Here is a 17,181-nt window from a genome sequence, read left to right on the forward strand (position 1 = left end):
AATATGTCTAATATAATAAAAAGAAAACTGGATGCCCAAGTAAATGGATTATCTGCACTGCAGCAAAGTTCTTTTTCCGAGCAACTATATCTCTTTTCTTTTGTGGTTTATCTTTTAGCTAGTTTTGTTACCAGTACAATGTTTGGTCAGTTGAGTACTCTTGTGGGACCAATTGCATATTACATTATTGAATTTTCTGCTGTACTGGTGATTGCTAAAGTAGCTGTTTTTGATGGTTGGGAAAGAGAGAAACTGATTATTTTTGCCTTAGTTGGAATTATTTTTTGGCAAATCTGTAAAAATTCGGGAGAGCTTTTCTACTTCTACTACTATTTGTTTATTCTTGGCGCAAAGGATGTTCGCTTTGAACGGATCATCAAGACATTTTTAGTAACGATTGGTAGTTTTTTACTGGTAACAATTGCTGCCTCATTACTTGGGGTTATTGATAATTTAACGTACGGTCGTTATATGGAAGCCACAATTAGATATGCGCTTGGGACAATCTACCCAACTGATCTGGCAGCGCGTGCTTTTTATCTGCTGCTGGCCTATGCGATGCTGAGAAGGTTCCATTTCAAACTTGTTGAATATGTTTCTTGTTTAGCAATTACAATTTTTATCTACGCAGTTACAGATACACGGCTTGATTTTTATCTAATGTTGCTAATTCTCCTAATTGCTCTTTTTTATAAATATGTAGTGCGGCTGTTAGAGTACCTTGGAAGTAAATTAACAGCTGTTATCTTAGCACTCTTTGTCTTTATTAATATTTTCTTAGCGTATACTTTTATCCCAAATAATCGTTTCTTTGAAATTGCCAATAAGGTCCTTTCAGGACGTCTGACATACGGGCATCTTGCTTTTCAGAACTATAATATTCCCTTTTTCGGGCAATATGTTTATCAAATGGGAAATGGCGGGGTGCATAAAACACCGTTCCAATACTTCTACATAGATTCCTCTTTTATTCGGGTATTAATGATGGAAGGTTTGTTGACGTTCCTTGCATTAGTTGGTTTGTTATTGTTAATCAATCACCGTTTCTTTAAAGCACATGCTTATTCATTAGTGATTGGAATGACTTTGATGATTCTAAGTTCCGTAATCGATCAGCACTTATTGGAACTCGCTTTCAATGTTGTATTTCTAGGTGCATTGGCCGATCTTAGCTACTGGAAGCAACCATTTGGCTTGAAGACTAAGAGTCAGCTGCAGGCATAGGCGGCTTATAATTATCAGTAAATGGAGCGGCTATGCCAATTCTGAATTTAAAAAAACAATTGTGTTTTATTTTGAAAGCAAGTTTGGGACTGTTGGGGGAACCGCATGTTTTCAGAGAGTTAAAGGGCTGAGCAAAGCGGATGTTTTGACTTGGACCACACCAGTAGACGTTTTGGGGAGTGTCTAAATGTCAGTTGAAGTTAGTATTATTATGCCGACCTATAATTCTGCAGCTTACGTTGAAAAGAGTATAGCTGCAGTTCAGTCTCAAAATACATCTTTTGAGACTGAGCTAATCATCGTCGACGATGGATCTGTTGATCAAACGGTTGCGCTGGTTAAAAAAAGGCAAAAACAAAATGCCCACTTATTGTTGTTGCAGCAGAGTAATCAAAAACAAGCAGCAGCACGCAATCATGGCTTGGAACATGCAAGTGGCAAGTACATTATGTTCGTTGACAGTGATGATCTTCTCTTACCAGGTGCAGTCGAAAAATTGCATCAAGCGCTGCAGTTACAAGGAAAAAAGTTTGCAGTTGGGGGGATTATCAAACGCTTTAAAGATCATGATGAAGTTGAAGACAAATCAATTCTAGAAGGGGCTCATGATCAAAAACAGATGCTTGCCTGTTATCTGGCCCAGAATCAGGAAATGGATGTCGGTCTTTGGGGTAAAATGTTTATCCGAGATGTACTAGGTGCGCAGAAATTAGAGAACGGCAACTTTTTTGAAGATAGTTTATTTGTTTTTGACTATCTACTGAAGCTGAAACCTAATGAAATTGCATATGTTCAACAGCCATTATATGTGCTTTTCAAGCACGACAATACAACCACAACAAGTTACGATAGCACAATTGATCAGCGTGCTTTGGATTATCTCAACAAAGTTAAGCTGCGGCTACAGCAGTATGGCACGTTAGATCAGCGAATGTTTGCGGCCTTTGTCAGTCGGACGATCTTACATGTTGTACATCATCATATTAAGTACGATGCGGACTGGAACAGTAAGCAGCAGCGGTCTTTATTGAATTCTAAGTTTTCTGCTGAAATTCGTTGTACTAATCGTTGGCTCAGCCGAAAATACCGGATGGCCCTTTTCTTAGCAAAGTATTTTCCAAAATTCTACATTCGTATGTATCGGGGAGAAAAACTGAGGAGGAACTAACGAGCATGAGAGAGAAGATTTTATTTTTAGTGCCATATCTTTCCGGTCATGGGGGAACAGAGACAGTTTTGACCAAGGTACTGACTTCAGAGAAAATCGCACAGTCCTATGACTGTCAGGCTTTTTTTACTGCTGGTACGGATAATTCCGAATGGTTTAGTGCTTTTTCTGAAAAGATTACGGGCAGTCAACGGTGCGGTAAAATTGCGGCGCTATTGCGAACTTTGCAGGTATTACGCCGTTTTCAAGGAACGAAAATTATCTGTTTGAGTAGCAAACCACTTTATCTTGCATGGTTGGCACGGAGACTCTTTAGCAAAACATATAAAATTTATTCTTGGATTCATTTTTCACTGTTTGATGAAGAAACGGTCAAGCCCAAGCTTTTAAAGTACGCAGATTATCACTTGGCGATCAGTACAGGGATTAAGCAGCAGCTTGAACGTCTCGGAGTTCCGGCAGAGCACATCTTTGTGATCTATAATCCCATCGAACGCCATCAGGAAGTGGTCGAACGTGATCCGCAGCGGTTGCATTTAGGCTATATTGGGCGGATTGAACTGGAAAAACAAAAAAATCTTGCAGGGATGTTGGCAGCCTTAAAACTGTTACAGCAACCTTTTACGATGGATTTCTATGGTGCTGGGGTCGATTTTGAACGCCTGCAAGCCTATTTAAAACAGCACCAAGGCGATTTTAGGGGCACTTTTAACTTGAAGGGCTGGGTTACCAATCCGTGGCAACAGCTCAAGGAAATGGATGCGCTGTTGCTTTCTTCCAATTATGAAGGATTTCCGATGGTTATTTTAGAGGCAATTTCACGTGGAGTACCTAGTATTTCATATGATTGTCCTACTGGTCCAGCAGATATTATCATTGATGGGGTTAACGGGTATTTGACCGCTATGACGCCTGCAGCTTTAGCAGAAAAGATTACCTTACTTGCACAACACAAAGACAATTTCACTCCTGCAACTTTGAAGGACTCACTTGCGAAATTTTATGTGGATAATTATGAGCGTCGCTTCGTTGCGGCTCTCCAAGAAAACGAGTCATAGTAGACGAAAAGTGGCTTTAGAATCAGTTTTAGTGGCAATGAGAGGGTTAAGCTAATGAGTACCAAGATTGAACATAATGAAGCGGTCAAGCGGATTGCACCAATACACACATTGACACAGGAGCAACAAGCGCTAGTAACTCAAATCTTGTATTTTTGTGAACAGTCTGCAAGTACAGCAGAAAAACGGATTTTTATAATTGAGGGCAATGCGGGCACTGGTAAGAGTCTCGTCATGAGCTCTCTTTTTACTCAGATTCAGGAGCGTGCTAAGCATCTCCAAGATTCTCAGCTTTTTGGAACAGAGAACTATTTATTGGTAAATCATCCTGAGATGCTCAAACTCTATAAAAATATGGCGGCGAACACTGCAGTTCTTTTGCAAAAGAATTTTACCCGACCGACGACCTTTATTAATCAAATGCGAAAAAAAGAGCATCTGGCAGATATTACTTTGGTAGATGAAGCACATCTGCTTTTAACCAAAAAGGATCGTTATAATCATTTTGAACAGGACAACCAGCTTGAGGAGATCATCAAAGCTAGTCGAATAGTGATCTTAGTCTTTGATCCTAAGCAAGTCCTAAAAGGGAAGAGTTACTGGACACCAGAAAAGCTTGCACAGTTAACCGGACAAGCTACAGTAAAGACTTTCAAGCTGACTACACAGTTCAGGGTTCAAGCGGCGGCTGATGTTCAAGGATGGCTTGCCGCTTTTGTACAAAGGCGAATTATGGTGATGCCACATAAACAGAGATTTGACTTCCGTATCATGGATGATGCACGCAAGATGTATCAGCTGATCCAAAAACATGAGCGCACGGAAGGTCTCAGCCGCTTGCTTGCCACCTATGATTACCCATACCGTTTAGATGGCAAAGATTATTTTATTACGGCAGGGAATCTAAAAATTCGTTGGGATCGAAGTAAACCAAACACCAAGCTGCCATGGGCAGAAAGAAGAGAAACACTGGCAGAAGTTGGCTCTGTTTACACAATTCAAGGGTTTGATCTCAATTATGCCGGGATAATCCTAGGGCCAAGCGTCCGTTATAATCAGTCCAAAGATTGCATCGCTCTGGATCCAGCACGCTATGAAGATCAGGCTGCTTTTAATGGACTCAAACAGTTGGCAGCTTCTAGTGAACAGTTGCGGCAGTTGAAAGAGCAGCTGATGCTGAATGCCTTGAATGTTTTATTGACCAGGGCACGGAAAGGGCTATATCTGTTTGCAGCGGACGAAAAATTACGCGCACGTTTGTTGGAACTTTCTCATGCCTGAGTAAGTTGCGTATTTTTTGCGATGTGCTATGCTAAGCGAGTAGATTTTACTTTTACATATTGGTTAGCTGAACTTTGGAGGAGAGAATTGGAAACAGGGGAGTTGGGTGAGAAGCATTCAAAGTATTTTATTAGTTGGCCTGTACTGGCGCTAATGAGCTTTGTGACAGTGATTGGCTTTGATGACCTGATTTATAATTTTAAGAATCAGGGAATGGGTGTGATCACTTCTTGGGTCTTGATGCTATTTTTATATGTGATTCCGTATTCTTTAATGGTTGGGCAATTGGGTTCAATCTTTAGCAAAGAAGGCGGTGGGCTTAGTTCTTGGATCAGAGGAACGAATGGCGAATTTCTTGGGTATTTTACGGCTTGGACTTATTGGGCAGCTTCGATTCCGTATGTTGTCGATACCGCTAATTCAGTCGTTGTCGGTCTTGGATGGGCTTTGAATGGAAATAATAAATTTCAGGAGACGATGTCGAACAGCCATTTTGCTTTCTGGACGTTACTTGTCTTTGTGTTTTTTGTGGTAATCCAATCACGCTTTAAGCATTCCTTGGAACTACTGAGTTCGCTTGGTGGAATTGCAATGTTTGGCATGACAGTGCTTTTTGTTATGATGGCGCTCGGTTCTCTTGCTGTAGGTGGAAAGATTGCAACGCAACCATTTAATCTAGGGGCAATTATTCCTAAGTTTGATTTAAAGTATCTGACCACACTGGGACTTTTAATTTATGCAGTTAATGGATGCGAACTGATCGCACCATTTGTGACAAAAATGAAGCACCCACAACGTGAATTTCCTAAATCCATGATTATGCTGGTTGTGATGACAGCTTTTTTAACTATTTTCGGTTCTTTTTCACTGGGAATCTTTTTTAATGCCCATCATTTGCCGTACGATCTTAAAATGAACGGCTCTTATTATGCTTTTCAGGCATTAGGGAGACAGTATCATGTTGGAAATCTTTTCATGTACCTTTTTGCCTGGACTGAAGTAATTTATTTAGCAGCCTTATTAGCAGTTTTATTGGATGCAATGACCCGGATGCTGATCTCAGACACTGGGGAAAAATTTATGCCACGTTTTTTACGGAGAACAAATCATGCCGGTTTGCCAATTAATGGCTATCTTTTAACTTGCCTGTTGTCAGGGTTCATACTTTTTTTAGGTGTTTTCTTACCAAATATGAATGATATTTTTAATTGGCTACTGAACTTGAATGGAATTATTTCTCCAGGAGTGACCTGTTGGATCTTCTATGCTTTTATGCGGGTCCGCAAAAACAGTGCAGTCTATCCAGCAGCATATGTTTTTATTAAAAATGACCGCTTGGCATGGTGGATCGGTCTTTGGGCCTTGACAGTTACAGCGGTTGCGACGGTGTTTGGAATTGCCCCACAGGATGTACCTGCTTTTAGTAAGTTATGGTGGCATGAACTGCTGATTAATTTGATTGCCATTGGTGTTCTAATTGGATTAGGAATGCTGTTGCCTTTAATTACTAAAAGGGAGAAACGTGATGGCGAAGCCTTTTCACGCAGCCAGTGGATTGGCATGACCGTGATTGTACTGACGACCCTTATTGCGATGCTTTATATTGGAGGAAGCCAGTTTTCAGGAAAGGGATTCTTGCTTACCGGAGTTGCGGCAGTTTCATTGAGCTTGCTTTTTAGATGTACGAGAAAGAAGACTAAAAAAAGTAGAAATTAATTTGTTATAAGTGAGGGTGTGCAGTAGTGAAGATGAAGCGTAAATACTTGTTGGGACCATTGATTACACTGGGAATTGTTTATGGGGACATTGGAACATCTCCTCTTTATGTAATGAATGCACTTGTGAGCGATGCAGGTGGATTGAAGAAAGTTACAGCAGACTATGTTTTGGGGAGCCTTTCGTTGATTTTTTGGACCCTAATGCTGATTACAACGGTTAAGTATGTGGGAATTGCTTTACGCGCATCAAATCGTGGTGAAGGTGGTATTTTTGCATTGTATGCATTAGTGCGTCAAAAGGGCGTCTGGTTAATTTTACCAGCTTTGGTAGGTGGGGCAGCTTTGTTGGCTGACGGGACACTTACACCCGCTGTGACGGTCACAAGTGCGATTGAAGGTCTCAAAGGAGTTAAAATTGGGTCCGAAGTGCTGCTATCTGATCAAAGCGAAGTCATTTTGTGGACGTTGGTGATTTTACTGGTCCTATTTTTGATTCAAAAGTTTGGAACAAATTTCATTGGTAAAGCTTTTGGACCAGTCATGGTAATTTGGTTTGGCTTTTTAACAGTTTTTGGTGTTGCAAATCTGATGAATGATTGGAGTGTCTTACGGGCACTGTCACCAACATACGGGATTGCGCTACTTTTTTCCCACGATAATCCGGTGGGAATCTTCATTCTTGGCAGTGTTTTTCTAGCGACAACTGGTGCAGAAGCGCTGTATTCTGATATGGGACATGTGGGTAGACGTAATATTTACTTAACCTGGCCATTTGTTTTTGGCAGTTTGATTTTAAATTACTTTGGGCAAGGTGCCTGGATGCTAAAGCAGATCAGTGGGCATGTGACAGTTAGCAATGTTAATCCCTTTTTTGATATGCTGCCGCAAAGCTACCGTGTTGCTGGAGTAGTGCTTGCAACTTTAGCTGCAATTATTGCTTCTCAGGCATTAATCACCGGTTCTTTTACTTTAGTTGAAGAGGCGATTGGGCTAAAGATTTTGCCGCGTTTTGATGTTATGCATCCCAATCTTTCGCGTGGTCAAATCTATATTCCGATTGTCAATTGGTTACTATGTGTTACCACTACATTAATTGTCTTGTACTTTGGTAGCTCAGAACATATGGAAGCCGCTTATGGACTGGCGATTACACTAACAATGTTAATGACCACAATCCTCTTGACCTTCTATATCAAGGACCGTATCCCACATAGTGTGACGATTATGTTTGCCGCTGGTTTCCTAGCAATCGAAATGGTTTTCTTTATTTCAAGTGTCGTGAAATTTATGCATGGTGGCTTTATTACTGTTATTTTGACCTGCATAATCCTAGCTGTCATGGTCGTTTGGTACTTCGGTAATCGTGTTCGTGCAGATGTGACCGATGAATCAGAAACGGTTTCGCTGCTGGACTATCGTAAGCAGCTGATTAAACTTTCACAAGATGAGAGCATTCCAATGTTTATGAGCAACCTAGTAATGCTGGCAAAGGTTAAGGGCGATTACTCAATCAAGCGGGAGATTCTATATTCAATTCTTGATAAGCAGCCTAAACGGGCGCAAGTCTACTGGTTTGTTTCGGTGAATACCACAGACGAACCATACACGAGTTACTACACTGTAGATATGATGGGCACGCGTAACATTGTCAATTTACAGCTTTTCTTAGGTTTTAAAGTTGATCATACGGTCAATCTTTATCTGCGGCAAGTCGTACAAGAGCTGATGTCTGAAGGAATTATTGATGAACAGCCACAAGAGTATACAACACTTAAGCATCGAATCGTTGGTGATTTTTGCTTTATCCTTATTCAAGAAATGCTGTCACCTAATACCCAGATTGAACCTTGGCGGCATTTCCTAATTTCTGGACGCATTTTTTTGCAAAATCATAGTACGACGCCGATGGAATGGTTTGGTTTGGAATTCAGTGATGTCCGGATTGAGAAAGTGCCACTCTTTCTTAGGAAGCGCAGGATGTCCGTTATTAGACAGAATGCGATTTTGAATCCGAAGCAAGATAAATAAAGATGCTAACCAGTTTAAGAAAATTTGGACTATAGAACAAATAACCAGTAAATAATGATTATTTAAAAAACTTATACTAGTAGAGCATTTAGACTGCTAGTTTGGTTCATAACACTGTGATCGATATTAAGTAGATAAAACTTCCGAGTATCTTCATAAATTGGGGATATTATCTCTGTATTATTGAAAAGGTAGTTTTATATTTTATTAATATTGGAGGCAGTGTTATGAACTTTTTTTATAGGGCTTTTTTAAATGTTAAGGGTAAAAAAGGCCGAACAATTCTTTTGATACTGGTGCTTTCAGCAATTCTACTTTTTGTACTTGCTGGAATAATTATTCAAAATGCGGCAACAACAGCGGTGAATAATGCTAAAAAGAGTTCGGGTGCCACAGTTACATTATCAGCAAATAGGAGCAATGCATTTAAGAAACTCCGGCAGCAAAAAAGTAAAAATCCAACACTGAGTCTTGCTAGTGTGAGTGTTAAAACGGCTAAAAAGATCGGTAATTCTGATTATGTGAAAGCATACAACATCACTAATTCTACAAGTGTAAATGCAAAGTCATTTGACGCTATTAAAACCTCAAGCAGCAGCCAATCAAATCAGATGAGCGGCCCGGGAGGAAAATCAAGCAGCAGCAGTAGCAGTCAGGGCGATATTTCTCTTTCAGGTGTTACTTCCACGAGCCAGGTTAGTTCGTTTACCTCTGGTACAAGTAAAATCAAAAGTGGTCGTGGAATAAATGCTTCAGATGCAGGCACAAACAATGTTGTAATTGAGACAGAATTAGCTAAGCAAAATAGCATTTCAGTCGGAGACACAATCACAGTTAAAGATACAGATAAAAACATTCATAAATTTAAAGTTGTCGGGATTTACAAGTCAAGTTCGACAAGTAGTCAAACAGGCGGCATGGGACAGACGGATCCTTCAAATACAATCTACAGTTCCTATGCATTGGTAAATTCTATTAAAGGGACAACGTCTGCAGAATCAGTTACTTATACAATCAGCAATCCATCAAAAGCTGCAGCATTCATAACTGCTGCCAAGAAGTCAATCAACACTTCAAAACTTTCTTTGACAAAAGATGACAGCACATACCGCTCATTACTTACACCGCTTAATAATGTTAAATCTTTTGCTCAGAAGATTGTGATCCTTGTTAGTGTAGCAGGCACAATTATCTTAACTCTGATCGTAGTTTTAATGATTCGCGAACGACGCTACGAAATTGGTGTGCTGCTTTCATTAGGTGAAAAACGTTGGAAAGTAATTGCGCAGTTTTTTGCTGAAATGGTAATGATTATGGTAGTCTCAATTGCAGTTGCCGGAGCAGGTGGCAAATTTGTGGGTGATGCCGTGGGCAAGCAGTTGGTTAATCAAACGACAACGACTACAAGTACAACAACAAATACCACAACAGGCAACAGTCAAAATGGGCAACCTGGCGGCGGCGGTGCCCAGATGGCAAATAATGGCGGTGGAGGACAACAGCAATCCACTCAGGCATCATCGCAGCAACTTCAGAAACTCTCAACCAGTATCAGTGTTGTTTCGTTAGTACAGCTAGGAGCATTTGGATTAGCAATCATCCTCCTGGCAATTTTAATCGGGTCAATCGGGATATTGAGACTGCAGCCAAAGAAAATCTTGATTTCTTAATCTTGTTTGGAGGAAGTGGAAAAAATGCTAAAAACAAAAAATGTTGCATATTGGTATGATAAAAAAGAGCATAAATTATTTGACAATGTTAATTTAGAATTTAAAGAAGGAAAACTGTACGCGATTATTGGTAGCAGTGGCTCTGGCAAAACAACTTTTCTTTCATTGTTAGGTGGACTAGATAAACCGCGTGCAGGTACAATTGAATTTCAGGGGGTTCCACTATCCAAAATTGGATTAACAAACTATCGTAATCATGATGTTTCAATGGTTTTCCAATCTTACAACCTATTTCCCTATATGTCCGCACTTGAGAATATTTTGACGGCCATGGCGATTACTAAAGCAGAACATGTACATGATAAAGATTATGTGTTTGAGGTGCTTGAAAAGATCGGAATTAACAAAGAAATGGCTAAGAAAAAAGTCGGACGGCTGTCTGGTGGTCAGCAGCAAAGGGTCGCTATTGCGCGAACAATGTGTTGTGATGCTAAATTAGTAGTTGCAGATGAACCAACTGGTAATTTGGATGAACAAAATACCTTTGAGGTGTTGGATTTGTTTAAAGCAGTGGCACATGAGCAAAATAAATGTGTTATCATAGTTACGCATGAATCAATGGTTGCACAACGGTGTGATCAGCAGATTGAATTGAAAAATAATGAATTTTTGATTAAGTAAAATAGCGTTACCTAAATTGAAATAAATTCGAATTAGTTTCAGTTCAGAGTACTGATTAGGTTCAGCTCTGAACTGAATTTTTGTTTTATCCAAGAATACTTAGCCTGCCTCTTTAAGTACTATCAGGGTGTTTTTCCAAATAAATCGGCAATTTTGTGGCGCTGCTGCCGAACATTACACGCCAAACTAAAAGAGGAGCTGTGCCAAAAGTTAAATTTTGGCACAGCCCCTCTTTTATTCCGGATAAACGTGTGACATAAGTCAAAATTCTCCATCTAACTTCGAATTACTCATAGCAAAGTACTCGCGATGTTCGTAATTTCGAGTTAGCACTCAAAATTTTCCTGACTTATGTCACACTCTCTACTGTGATCGACAAATAGGGATGAACATAAATGAAAATTTTTATATTATTTTGATTAAACAGTTCGTTGTTTCTTGTTTTTTTTACTTTCTTTAATAAGAGCAAGTGCACGTTTGCGGGTTTTAATGTTAGGACTTTTTAACTGGCGATAGGCACTGCTAACGTTAGGTTTAGTTGTCAATTTACACACCACCTACCAACTTGCCTTGCGCACACCTGGGAGCAGTCCCTGATGTGCTAGTTCTCGAAACCTGATACGTGACATTCCAAATTGACGCAGATAGGCATGTGGTCTGCCATCAAGCAAGTCGCGGCGATGGATTCTGGTAGGCGAAGCGTTGCGTGGAAGCTTGCTAAGAGCTTGATAGTCATGATTTTTGCGTAGTTCTTGCCGGCGTTGCGCGTATTTTTGTACCATTGCTTCGATTTTTTGTTCCTTAGCGATTTTTGATTTTTTTGCCATATTTTTTCTCCTTATAGAACTTTTTTGCCGTTGTAATAACCCTGCTGCGAAACATGATGATTGCGGACATACTCTCCAGTGGTCTTATCTAGGTGGATGCTTGGAAGTGAAATTTTTTTGGAGGCACGCCGTGAATTTTTTTTACTTTTCGATGTTTTTCTCTTAGGAACAGCCAAAGTGTGACACCTCCCTGTAATTAAATGATAATGATTACTATTTAAAAGATACGCGCTTTTGGCAACTTTGTAAAGGCCTTTTTAACTGTAGTTGACAAAGTAACTTTTCATTGTTATTTTATAAAGAGTAATTATTACTATTTAATATGGAGGAGAAAACATGCGAACAAATATACTCTTAGAATGTGTCGAAACTGGAGAACGTCTTTATATTACAAGTAAAAATAAGCGAAATACGCCAGAGAAGCTGCAATTAAAGAAATATTCACCAAAACTGCGCAAGAAAGCATTATTTGTAGAAGTTAAGTAACTAGCCTACTGAATAATTTGTAAAAAGGAACGATTTGCTCTGGTTTTTAAATATACAGCAAAATAATAGTCATGAAACGCAGTACGGACACCTGAAGTTTCTTACTCAAAACTTCAAGTGCCCGTTGTTCTAACAAGACAAGTCGTCATTGGATAATTGCACGACTGTCGTTTGCTCGTTATAGGATTGTTTTTTGTGCAAAAAGTGTAGTAGGGCGTTGGTGTGGAGTTTGATGGTACTTCTACATAACGTGCTCAAAGGCTAACGGTGAGTGTCGGCACTTCTACATAACGTGCTCCAAAAGGCAGCCCTTTATGCTTAGCTCAGGTAACAACGGCAACAAGCCCAGTCACCCATGTTACCTGTCGCTAATCCTTCAAGGCCTCCCGCCTTTTTACGCACTTCTATTTAACGTGCTCCACCCAGCAACCGCCGATTCCTAAGCCTGCCTTACGCGTAACCAAGCCCGGGTTACTTTGTAATGCCGGACTTAGTCATTGGAGGCTGAACGCCGGGTGTCGGCACTTCTACATAACGTGCTCCAAAAGGCAGCCCTTTATGCTTAGCTCAGGTAACAACGGCAACAAGCCCAGTCACCCATGTTACCTGTCGCTAATCCTTCAAGGCCTCTCGCCTTTTTACGCACTTCTTTTATAACGTGCTCCACCCACCAGCCTTCTGTGCCTAACCTCAAATTACGCATAGACACAACCCGTCTATGCGTAATTTGTTGTTAGTGCTCAAAGGCTCCCAGTGAGTGTCGCACTTCTTCAAATTTCTTGCCTAGCTTTTACTTTTATTTCTGAGTCTCACTAAAATTTTTAATGCTAAATATAAACGATGTTTTAAACAGAAGACAAAAACCTTCTCCTGCGTATTTAGCAAATTATAGTTGACCTTCCCCAAAGCCGTTTGATACCTTTTTTTGTTCAAAAGAGTATTCAAGGCTTTTTTGCTTTCCCAGTAGTTATTAGGGTTTCGGGGGTGAAAGTAGTAGTGATACAGAAAAGAGTTAAAGCTAGTTAGTTCTTTCATATACATGGCATGATACATAATATCTTCTCTTTGAGAAAGAGATAAAAATTTAAAGGTTTCATCAAAATATTTTTCAAAATTATCTACAATTTGGGTTGAATATTTTGACGAAGCAGAGCCTTCTTCTTTTCTGTAATAATAAAGTTTTTGAGGAAGATAGTGTATCTTGGCAGCACATTCAATCGCATACAAGCAGAAAATATTATCCTGCATTCTTCTCATTCCTGGAATAAAGGAAAGCTGATTGGCTTCAATGAAACTGCGCTTAAACATCTTAGCCCATGGGACTCCTGCAGCAATTTCTGGAGGATAATAGGCACAGATCTTTTTGCCCACTAGTTGATATAACAAGAGATTTTTAGCTTTACCGGTTAAATTACCCTCTGGAATATTAAGAAAACGATTTTCTTTTTCAGAGTGAGGATAGTGGACAAAACAATCTGAGATTACAAAATCTGCATCCGATGTTTGAAGGGCATGCAAGAGTTCGCCGACGTAATTTTTTGCAACCCAGTCATCAGGGTCAACAAAACAAATATAATCGCCGGTAGCTTTTTTAAGACCATGATTGCGCGCAACAGATACTCCTGAATTTTTTTGACGGATAATTTTTATCCGCGGATCTTTTTGCGCATAGTTTGTGCACAGTTCATAGGAATTATTTGTAGAACCATCGTCCACCAGAATAATTTCAATGTTAGAATAAGTTTGGCTTATAAGAGAAGTGACGCACTTTTTTAAAAACGATTCTTTGATGTTATAAATTGGAAGAATTAGACTAACACAGTCATTTTTCATATGATTACTCCTAAATTTTGACAAAATGAGTTAATGTGGTGAAACTATGAGCGTCAAGCGAAAAAATGTTGGACAAGTAATTTTCCCGGCTGCAGTTGGGAGGTGCAACTCTGTGCTATAATAGCGTTATGCTCATTTCTAAAGTTAAAATTAAGGTTAACATAGAGATTTGACTTTTCTGTTAAGAACCATCAAATTTTTGTAACCACTTTATTTAAACGTCGAAAACCGCTTTCAAAATTGGCAAATTAAAATTTAAGTAAGTAACTTGGTAACTTTTTTGAATCTGACAAGGGACTCAGAGTATAATTAGAGAACGGAGCTTAAGACTTATTTTATGCAATTAAAGTTTGACACTGATAAGGAAAGTTAATAATGCTTAAAATTGAGTAGCAAGGTTTGCAGTGTTTTAAAGCTCAGTTTAGGTTTTTGAATAGATTCTTGATGTAAAGGGTGAAACAGTAATGCAGGCTGTTCTGATATTAGCACACAAAGATGTTTCTCAAATTATTGCGTTGGCAAATTTGTTGAAGAGAAAATTCCTTGTTTTGGTGCATTTTGACAAAAGTTTAGGGTTAACGAGTGCAGATAAAGAAAGGCTCAAAGAAAACAATGTGAAGTATTTTTCCAAGGTGAATGTTCATTGGGGAAGTTGGAGCATTGCACAGGCAGCAATTTTGTTGATGCAAGAAGCATTAAAGAATCCAGAGGTTACATATTGCCATGTTATCTCTGGTCAAGATTGGCCTGTCACAAATTTAGATCAAATCCATGCTTTTTACGAAGACAATGATAGAATCTACATGGAATATCACAGATCACGAGAGGTTAAAAAGTCAGGAGAGCCGGTTATCTTATGGCAAAAATATTATTTTAACTACGATCAGATAAATCGGCGCAGTAAATTCGGAAAAATATATCATCGTCTTCTGCTTGGCGCACAGACGTTGTTACGGATTAACAAGTTTAAAAAATACAACATAACTCTGGAAATCTATAACGGCCCCAACTGGGTAGATCTGCCACGGGACGCAATTGAATATTGTTTGGATTATTTAAATAAGCATACTAATTTATTAAGGATATTTCAAACAGGATGCTTTTCCGATGAGTTCTGGATGCAGACAATTCTGGTGAATTCTCCCGAATTTAGGAAAAGAATTGTTAAAAATAATCATCGCTATCTCAATTGGCAAAAGAAAAACGGGAGTTATCCCGCGGTGTTAGATGAACAAGACTTTCCAGATATTAGTAAGAGCCAGTGCCATTTTGGCAGAAAATTTGACAGTACGCATTCAAAAAAATTGATTGCATTGCTGAATATTCAGGAAAAATCATAGTTTCAAAATTCTTTGGACATAACTTTGCCACTTTAAATTGACTTAGGCTTAGTTAGATTCAGCGTGGATACGCATCATAGTATTCGAACTGAATCTTTTTGTTTACGCTGAAAATGTTAACGCTGTTTAACTGATAGTTATATTTTAAGTGCAAATAAAAAGATCCAAGCCAAGTTACTGAAATACAGTGCTTGGGATTGGATCTAAAAGTTGCAGTTTTTGCGATGCGCCCCTTAAAAGTGAAACTTACTAAATGCAGTTTTAGTAAAGTGACCTGTACGCATTTTCTGGCCCACTTTAATTGCATTTTGCCGCATCTCTTTATATTCAGAAGCTGAGATACTAGCTAAGACATGGTCTAGGTCTGCAAGACTCTCCAAGGCGATACCCACACCATTTGCTTCAATGAAGTCTGCCAGAGCAGCTTGTTTCCAGATGATCACAGGGATGCCAGAACTAAGATAAAGTGAAGCCTTGTGTGGGTTGTTGAACTTCATATACTCACCATAAACACCATTGCAAGCTGAAAGTGCTGTTCCATCCCAGACTAGGCCAAAGTTTTGTGTCAGATGTTTGGGGAGTTCTTCAGGAGAATAGATTCCTTTGTAGACTAATCCATTTGAATAAGTTTTCGCGGGATTAGGACCATAGATATCGACTTCATTTTGAGTAGTCATTTTCTCAAGAAACTTGGCTTTCTTTAAGTTACCCGCGAAACAGACATCTTTTTTAAAAGTTTCACTGCGCTGTAGTTCCTGAGTATTATCGTAATCGAAAATCTGCAAAGAAACCATTTGCGTAGTAACACCATGTTGTTTTAACCATGCCAGCATTTTATCATTATGTACAATTAATCCGTCTGCCACATTCAGAAGTTCAATTTCGGCGGCAACATACGCTGCGTTGTTTTTAAAAAGGCGCAATGACTCGACATCATGAATTACAAACAGCAATTTGGCGTTAGAGTACTTTCGTGCATTTTTGATTAACTGTTTCATGAGCACCAGGGAATAAAGCGGATACTGTAATACGATGGTATCCATCCTGCGATTTTTAAAGGCGCGCGGAATATCCCAAAGTGCATATTTAATTTTTTTCATTTTGCTGACAAGAGAGCCGTTTAAGTCGAATTTAAGTTTGATGATTTTAAAATCTTTTTCAGTTAAGAATTTGTCAATGTCTTGCTTGGCTTTGGGACCGGCATCGTTTTTCTTATTGTCATATATCGAAATTACATAGTTGTCCATGATTTGTAAGCCTCCAGTATGATGCTATAATTCTGAGCAGCTCAACACATGTGAAATTTAAACACTAAGATCTGGTTTACTTACCGGCAGACTCTTGTCTAAACTGAAAGTCAGCTGCAGTGCAACAGGTTATTTAAAGTGCTTTCAATTTTTAATTTGTGCTAAAGCAGACATTTTCCACGGACAGGCTAATTTAAGAAAGTTGCTGCTGCAATAGCGCAAATTTATTTGAAGTCTTTTGGACCTAGTCTAAGGGTGTACTGAGTTACACAGATAAAAGTGTTTTCACATGTAGTCAGAGCTAATTATTGAATACTTAAATAACCATGTTAAGTAAATATTTATTGTGGTATGAAAAGAGAAACCCTCCCCCACGACGATTAGAGACTAGACAAACCATGAAATAAAATAGTTATTATAAGTACATCTACTTTACCATATTTTCAACTTGAGTTCGATTTATAATTAGATTTGCAAGGAAATTCTAACTTTTGAGTGTTTAAATTAAGCGATCTTTTTAATTTGATTTAGTAAAATATCATAATTAGGCCCAAAAAAGCTGAGGTGTGACATAAGTCGGGAAAATTTGAGTGCTAACTCGAAATTACGAACATAGCGAG

The 17,181-nt window shown here is 39.0% G+C and carries 15 protein-coding genes; 10 read left to right on the plus strand and 5 right to left on the minus strand.

Annotation, left to right across the window (positions count from 1 at the left end):
* Nucleotides 1-3: 3 nt before the first annotated feature.
* The 8 genes from FD50_RS06500 (at nt 4) to FD50_RS06535 (ending at nt 10,828) form a co-directional block, all read left to right on the plus strand.
* Nucleotides 4-1,224 carry a hypothetical protein gene (locus FD50_RS06500; protein WP_056960873.1) on the plus strand — a complete coding sequence of 407 codons (1,221 nt, stop codon included), beginning with the start codon at nt 4-6 and terminating at the stop codon, nt 1,222-1,224.
* A gap of 187 nt (nt 1,225-1,411) precedes the next feature.
* Complete coding sequence (locus FD50_RS06505) at nt 1,412-2,392, plus strand: glycosyltransferase family 2 protein (RefSeq protein WP_056960874.1); 981 nt, start codon at nt 1,412-1,414, stop codon at nt 2,390-2,392.
* A gap of 5 nt (nt 2,393-2,397) precedes the next feature.
* Nucleotides 2,398-3,450, plus strand: coding sequence for a glycosyltransferase (locus FD50_RS06510; protein WP_056960875.1), 1,053 nt, complete (start codon nt 2,398-2,400; stop codon nt 3,448-3,450).
* Between the two features lie 54 nt (nt 3,451-3,504).
* Nucleotides 3,505-4,731 carry a DUF2075 domain-containing protein gene (locus FD50_RS06515; protein ID WP_056960876.1) on the plus strand — a complete coding sequence of 409 codons (1,227 nt, stop codon included), beginning with the start codon at nt 3,505-3,507 and terminating at the stop codon, nt 4,729-4,731.
* Nucleotides 4,732-4,884: 153 nt separating this feature from the next.
* Nucleotides 4,885-6,447, plus strand: coding sequence for an APC family permease (locus tag FD50_RS06520; protein ID WP_056960901.1), 1,563 nt, complete (start codon nt 4,885-4,887; stop codon nt 6,445-6,447).
* A 26-nt stretch (nt 6,448-6,473) separates the two neighbouring features.
* On the plus strand, nt 6,474-8,477 hold the full coding sequence (locus FD50_RS06525; protein WP_082610459.1) for a KUP/HAK/KT family potassium transporter: 2,004 nt from the start codon (nt 6,474-6,476) through the stop codon (nt 8,475-8,477).
* Between the two features lie 227 nt (nt 8,478-8,704).
* Nucleotides 8,705-10,147: an ABC transporter permease gene (locus tag FD50_RS06530; protein ID WP_056960877.1), complete on the plus strand. Its 1,443-nt coding sequence runs from the start codon at nt 8,705-8,707 to the stop codon at nt 10,145-10,147.
* Nucleotides 10,148-10,171: 24 nt separating this feature from the next.
* Nucleotides 10,172-10,828: an ABC transporter ATP-binding protein gene (locus FD50_RS06535; protein ID WP_056960878.1), complete on the plus strand. Its 657-nt coding sequence runs from the start codon at nt 10,172-10,174 to the stop codon at nt 10,826-10,828.
* 419 nt (nt 10,829-11,247) lie between these two features.
* Here FD50_RS06535 and FD50_RS12815 read toward each other — a convergent pair whose 3' ends face one another.
* From FD50_RS12815 to rpmF, 3 genes are read right to left on the minus strand one after another with little or no spacing between them, the layout of a single operon-like run.
* Nucleotides 11,248-11,373: a putative metal homeostasis protein gene (locus FD50_RS12815; RefSeq protein ID WP_162256076.1), complete on the minus strand. Its 126-nt coding sequence runs from the start codon at nt 11,371-11,373 to the stop codon at nt 11,248-11,250.
* Nucleotides 11,374-11,385: 12 nt separating this feature from the next.
* Nucleotides 11,386-11,655: a 30S ribosomal protein S14 gene (gene rpsN / locus FD50_RS06540; protein WP_054755673.1), complete on the minus strand. Its 270-nt coding sequence runs from the start codon at nt 11,653-11,655 to the stop codon at nt 11,386-11,388.
* 11 nt (nt 11,656-11,666) lie between these two features.
* The gene (rpmF, locus tag FD50_RS06545; protein WP_054755675.1) at nt 11,667-11,831 is read right to left on the minus strand and encodes a 50S ribosomal protein L32; all 165 of its coding nucleotides are present in this window, start codon (nt 11,829-11,831) and stop codon (nt 11,667-11,669) included.
* Nucleotides 11,832-11,991: 160 nt separating this feature from the next.
* Here rpmF and rpmG point away from each other — a divergent pair, with 160 nt between their 5' ends.
* Nucleotides 11,992-12,141 carry a 50S ribosomal protein L33 gene (rpmG, locus tag FD50_RS06550; protein WP_054755677.1) on the plus strand — a complete coding sequence of 50 codons (150 nt, stop codon included), beginning with the start codon at nt 11,992-11,994 and terminating at the stop codon, nt 12,139-12,141.
* A gap of 783 nt (nt 12,142-12,924) precedes the next feature.
* On the opposite strand, the gene FD50_RS06555 is transcribed toward rpmG, so the two are convergent.
* Nucleotides 12,925-13,974: a glycosyltransferase family 2 protein gene (locus FD50_RS06555; RefSeq protein ID WP_056960879.1), complete on the minus strand. Its 1,050-nt coding sequence runs from the start codon at nt 13,972-13,974 to the stop codon at nt 12,925-12,927.
* Nucleotides 13,975-14,438: 464 nt separating this feature from the next.
* On the opposite strand from FD50_RS06555, the gene FD50_RS06560 reads away from it, so the two are divergent.
* Entirely contained in the window at nt 14,439-15,314 is an 876-nt protein-coding gene (locus FD50_RS06560; protein WP_056960880.1) for a beta-1,6-N-acetylglucosaminyltransferase, read from the plus strand.
* A 233-nt stretch (nt 15,315-15,547) separates the two neighbouring features.
* Here the strand turns inward: FD50_RS06560 and FD50_RS06565 are convergent, their stop codons facing one another.
* On the minus strand, nt 15,548-16,561 hold the full coding sequence (locus FD50_RS06565; RefSeq protein WP_054755683.1) for a glycosyltransferase: 1,014 nt from the start codon (nt 16,559-16,561) through the stop codon (nt 15,548-15,550).
* Between the last annotated feature and the right edge of the window lie 620 nt (nt 16,562-17,181).

The sequence above is a fragment of the Liquorilactobacillus satsumensis DSM 16230 = JCM 12392 genome (assembly GCF_001435195.1).
GTDB lineage: Bacteria > Bacillota > Bacilli > Lactobacillales > Lactobacillaceae > Liquorilactobacillus > Liquorilactobacillus satsumensis.

Coding starts and splice junctions, on each gene's coding strand:
- FD50_RS06505 (WP_056960874.1), top strand. CDS start 1,412: ATGTCAGTTGAAGTTAGTATTATTATGCCGACCTATAATTCTGCAGCT.
- FD50_RS06520 (WP_056960901.1), top strand. CDS start 4,885: ATGAGCTTTGTGACAGTGATTGGCTTTGATGACCTGATTTATAATTTT.
- FD50_RS06515 (WP_056960876.1), top strand. CDS start 3,505: ATGAGTACCAAGATTGAACATAATGAAGCGGTCAAGCGGATTGCACCA.
- FD50_RS06535 (WP_056960878.1), top strand. CDS start 10,172: ATGCTAAAAACAAAAAATGTTGCATATTGGTATGATAAAAAAGAGCAT.
- FD50_RS06510 (WP_056960875.1), top strand. CDS start 2,398: ATGAGAGAGAAGATTTTATTTTTAGTGCCATATCTTTCCGGTCATGGG.
- FD50_RS06530 (WP_056960877.1), top strand. CDS start 8,705: ATGAACTTTTTTTATAGGGCTTTTTTAAATGTTAAGGGTAAAAAAGGC.
- FD50_RS06565 (WP_054755683.1), bottom strand. CDS start 16,561: ATGGACAACTATGTAATTTCGATATATGACAATAAGAAAAACGATGCC.
- rpsN (WP_054755673.1), bottom strand. CDS start 11,655: ATGGCAAAAAAATCAAAAATCGCTAAGGAACAAAAAATCGAAGCAATG.
- FD50_RS06555 (WP_056960879.1), bottom strand. CDS start 13,974: ATGAAAAATGACTGTGTTAGTCTAATTCTTCCAATTTATAACATCAAA.
- rpmG (WP_054755677.1), top strand. CDS start 11,992: ATGCGAACAAATATACTCTTAGAATGTGTCGAAACTGGAGAACGTCTT.
- FD50_RS06500 (WP_056960873.1), top strand. CDS start 4: ATGTCTAATATAATAAAAAGAAAACTGGATGCCCAAGTAAATGGATTA.
- FD50_RS06560 (WP_056960880.1), top strand. CDS start 14,439: ATGCAGGCTGTTCTGATATTAGCACACAAAGATGTTTCTCAAATTATT.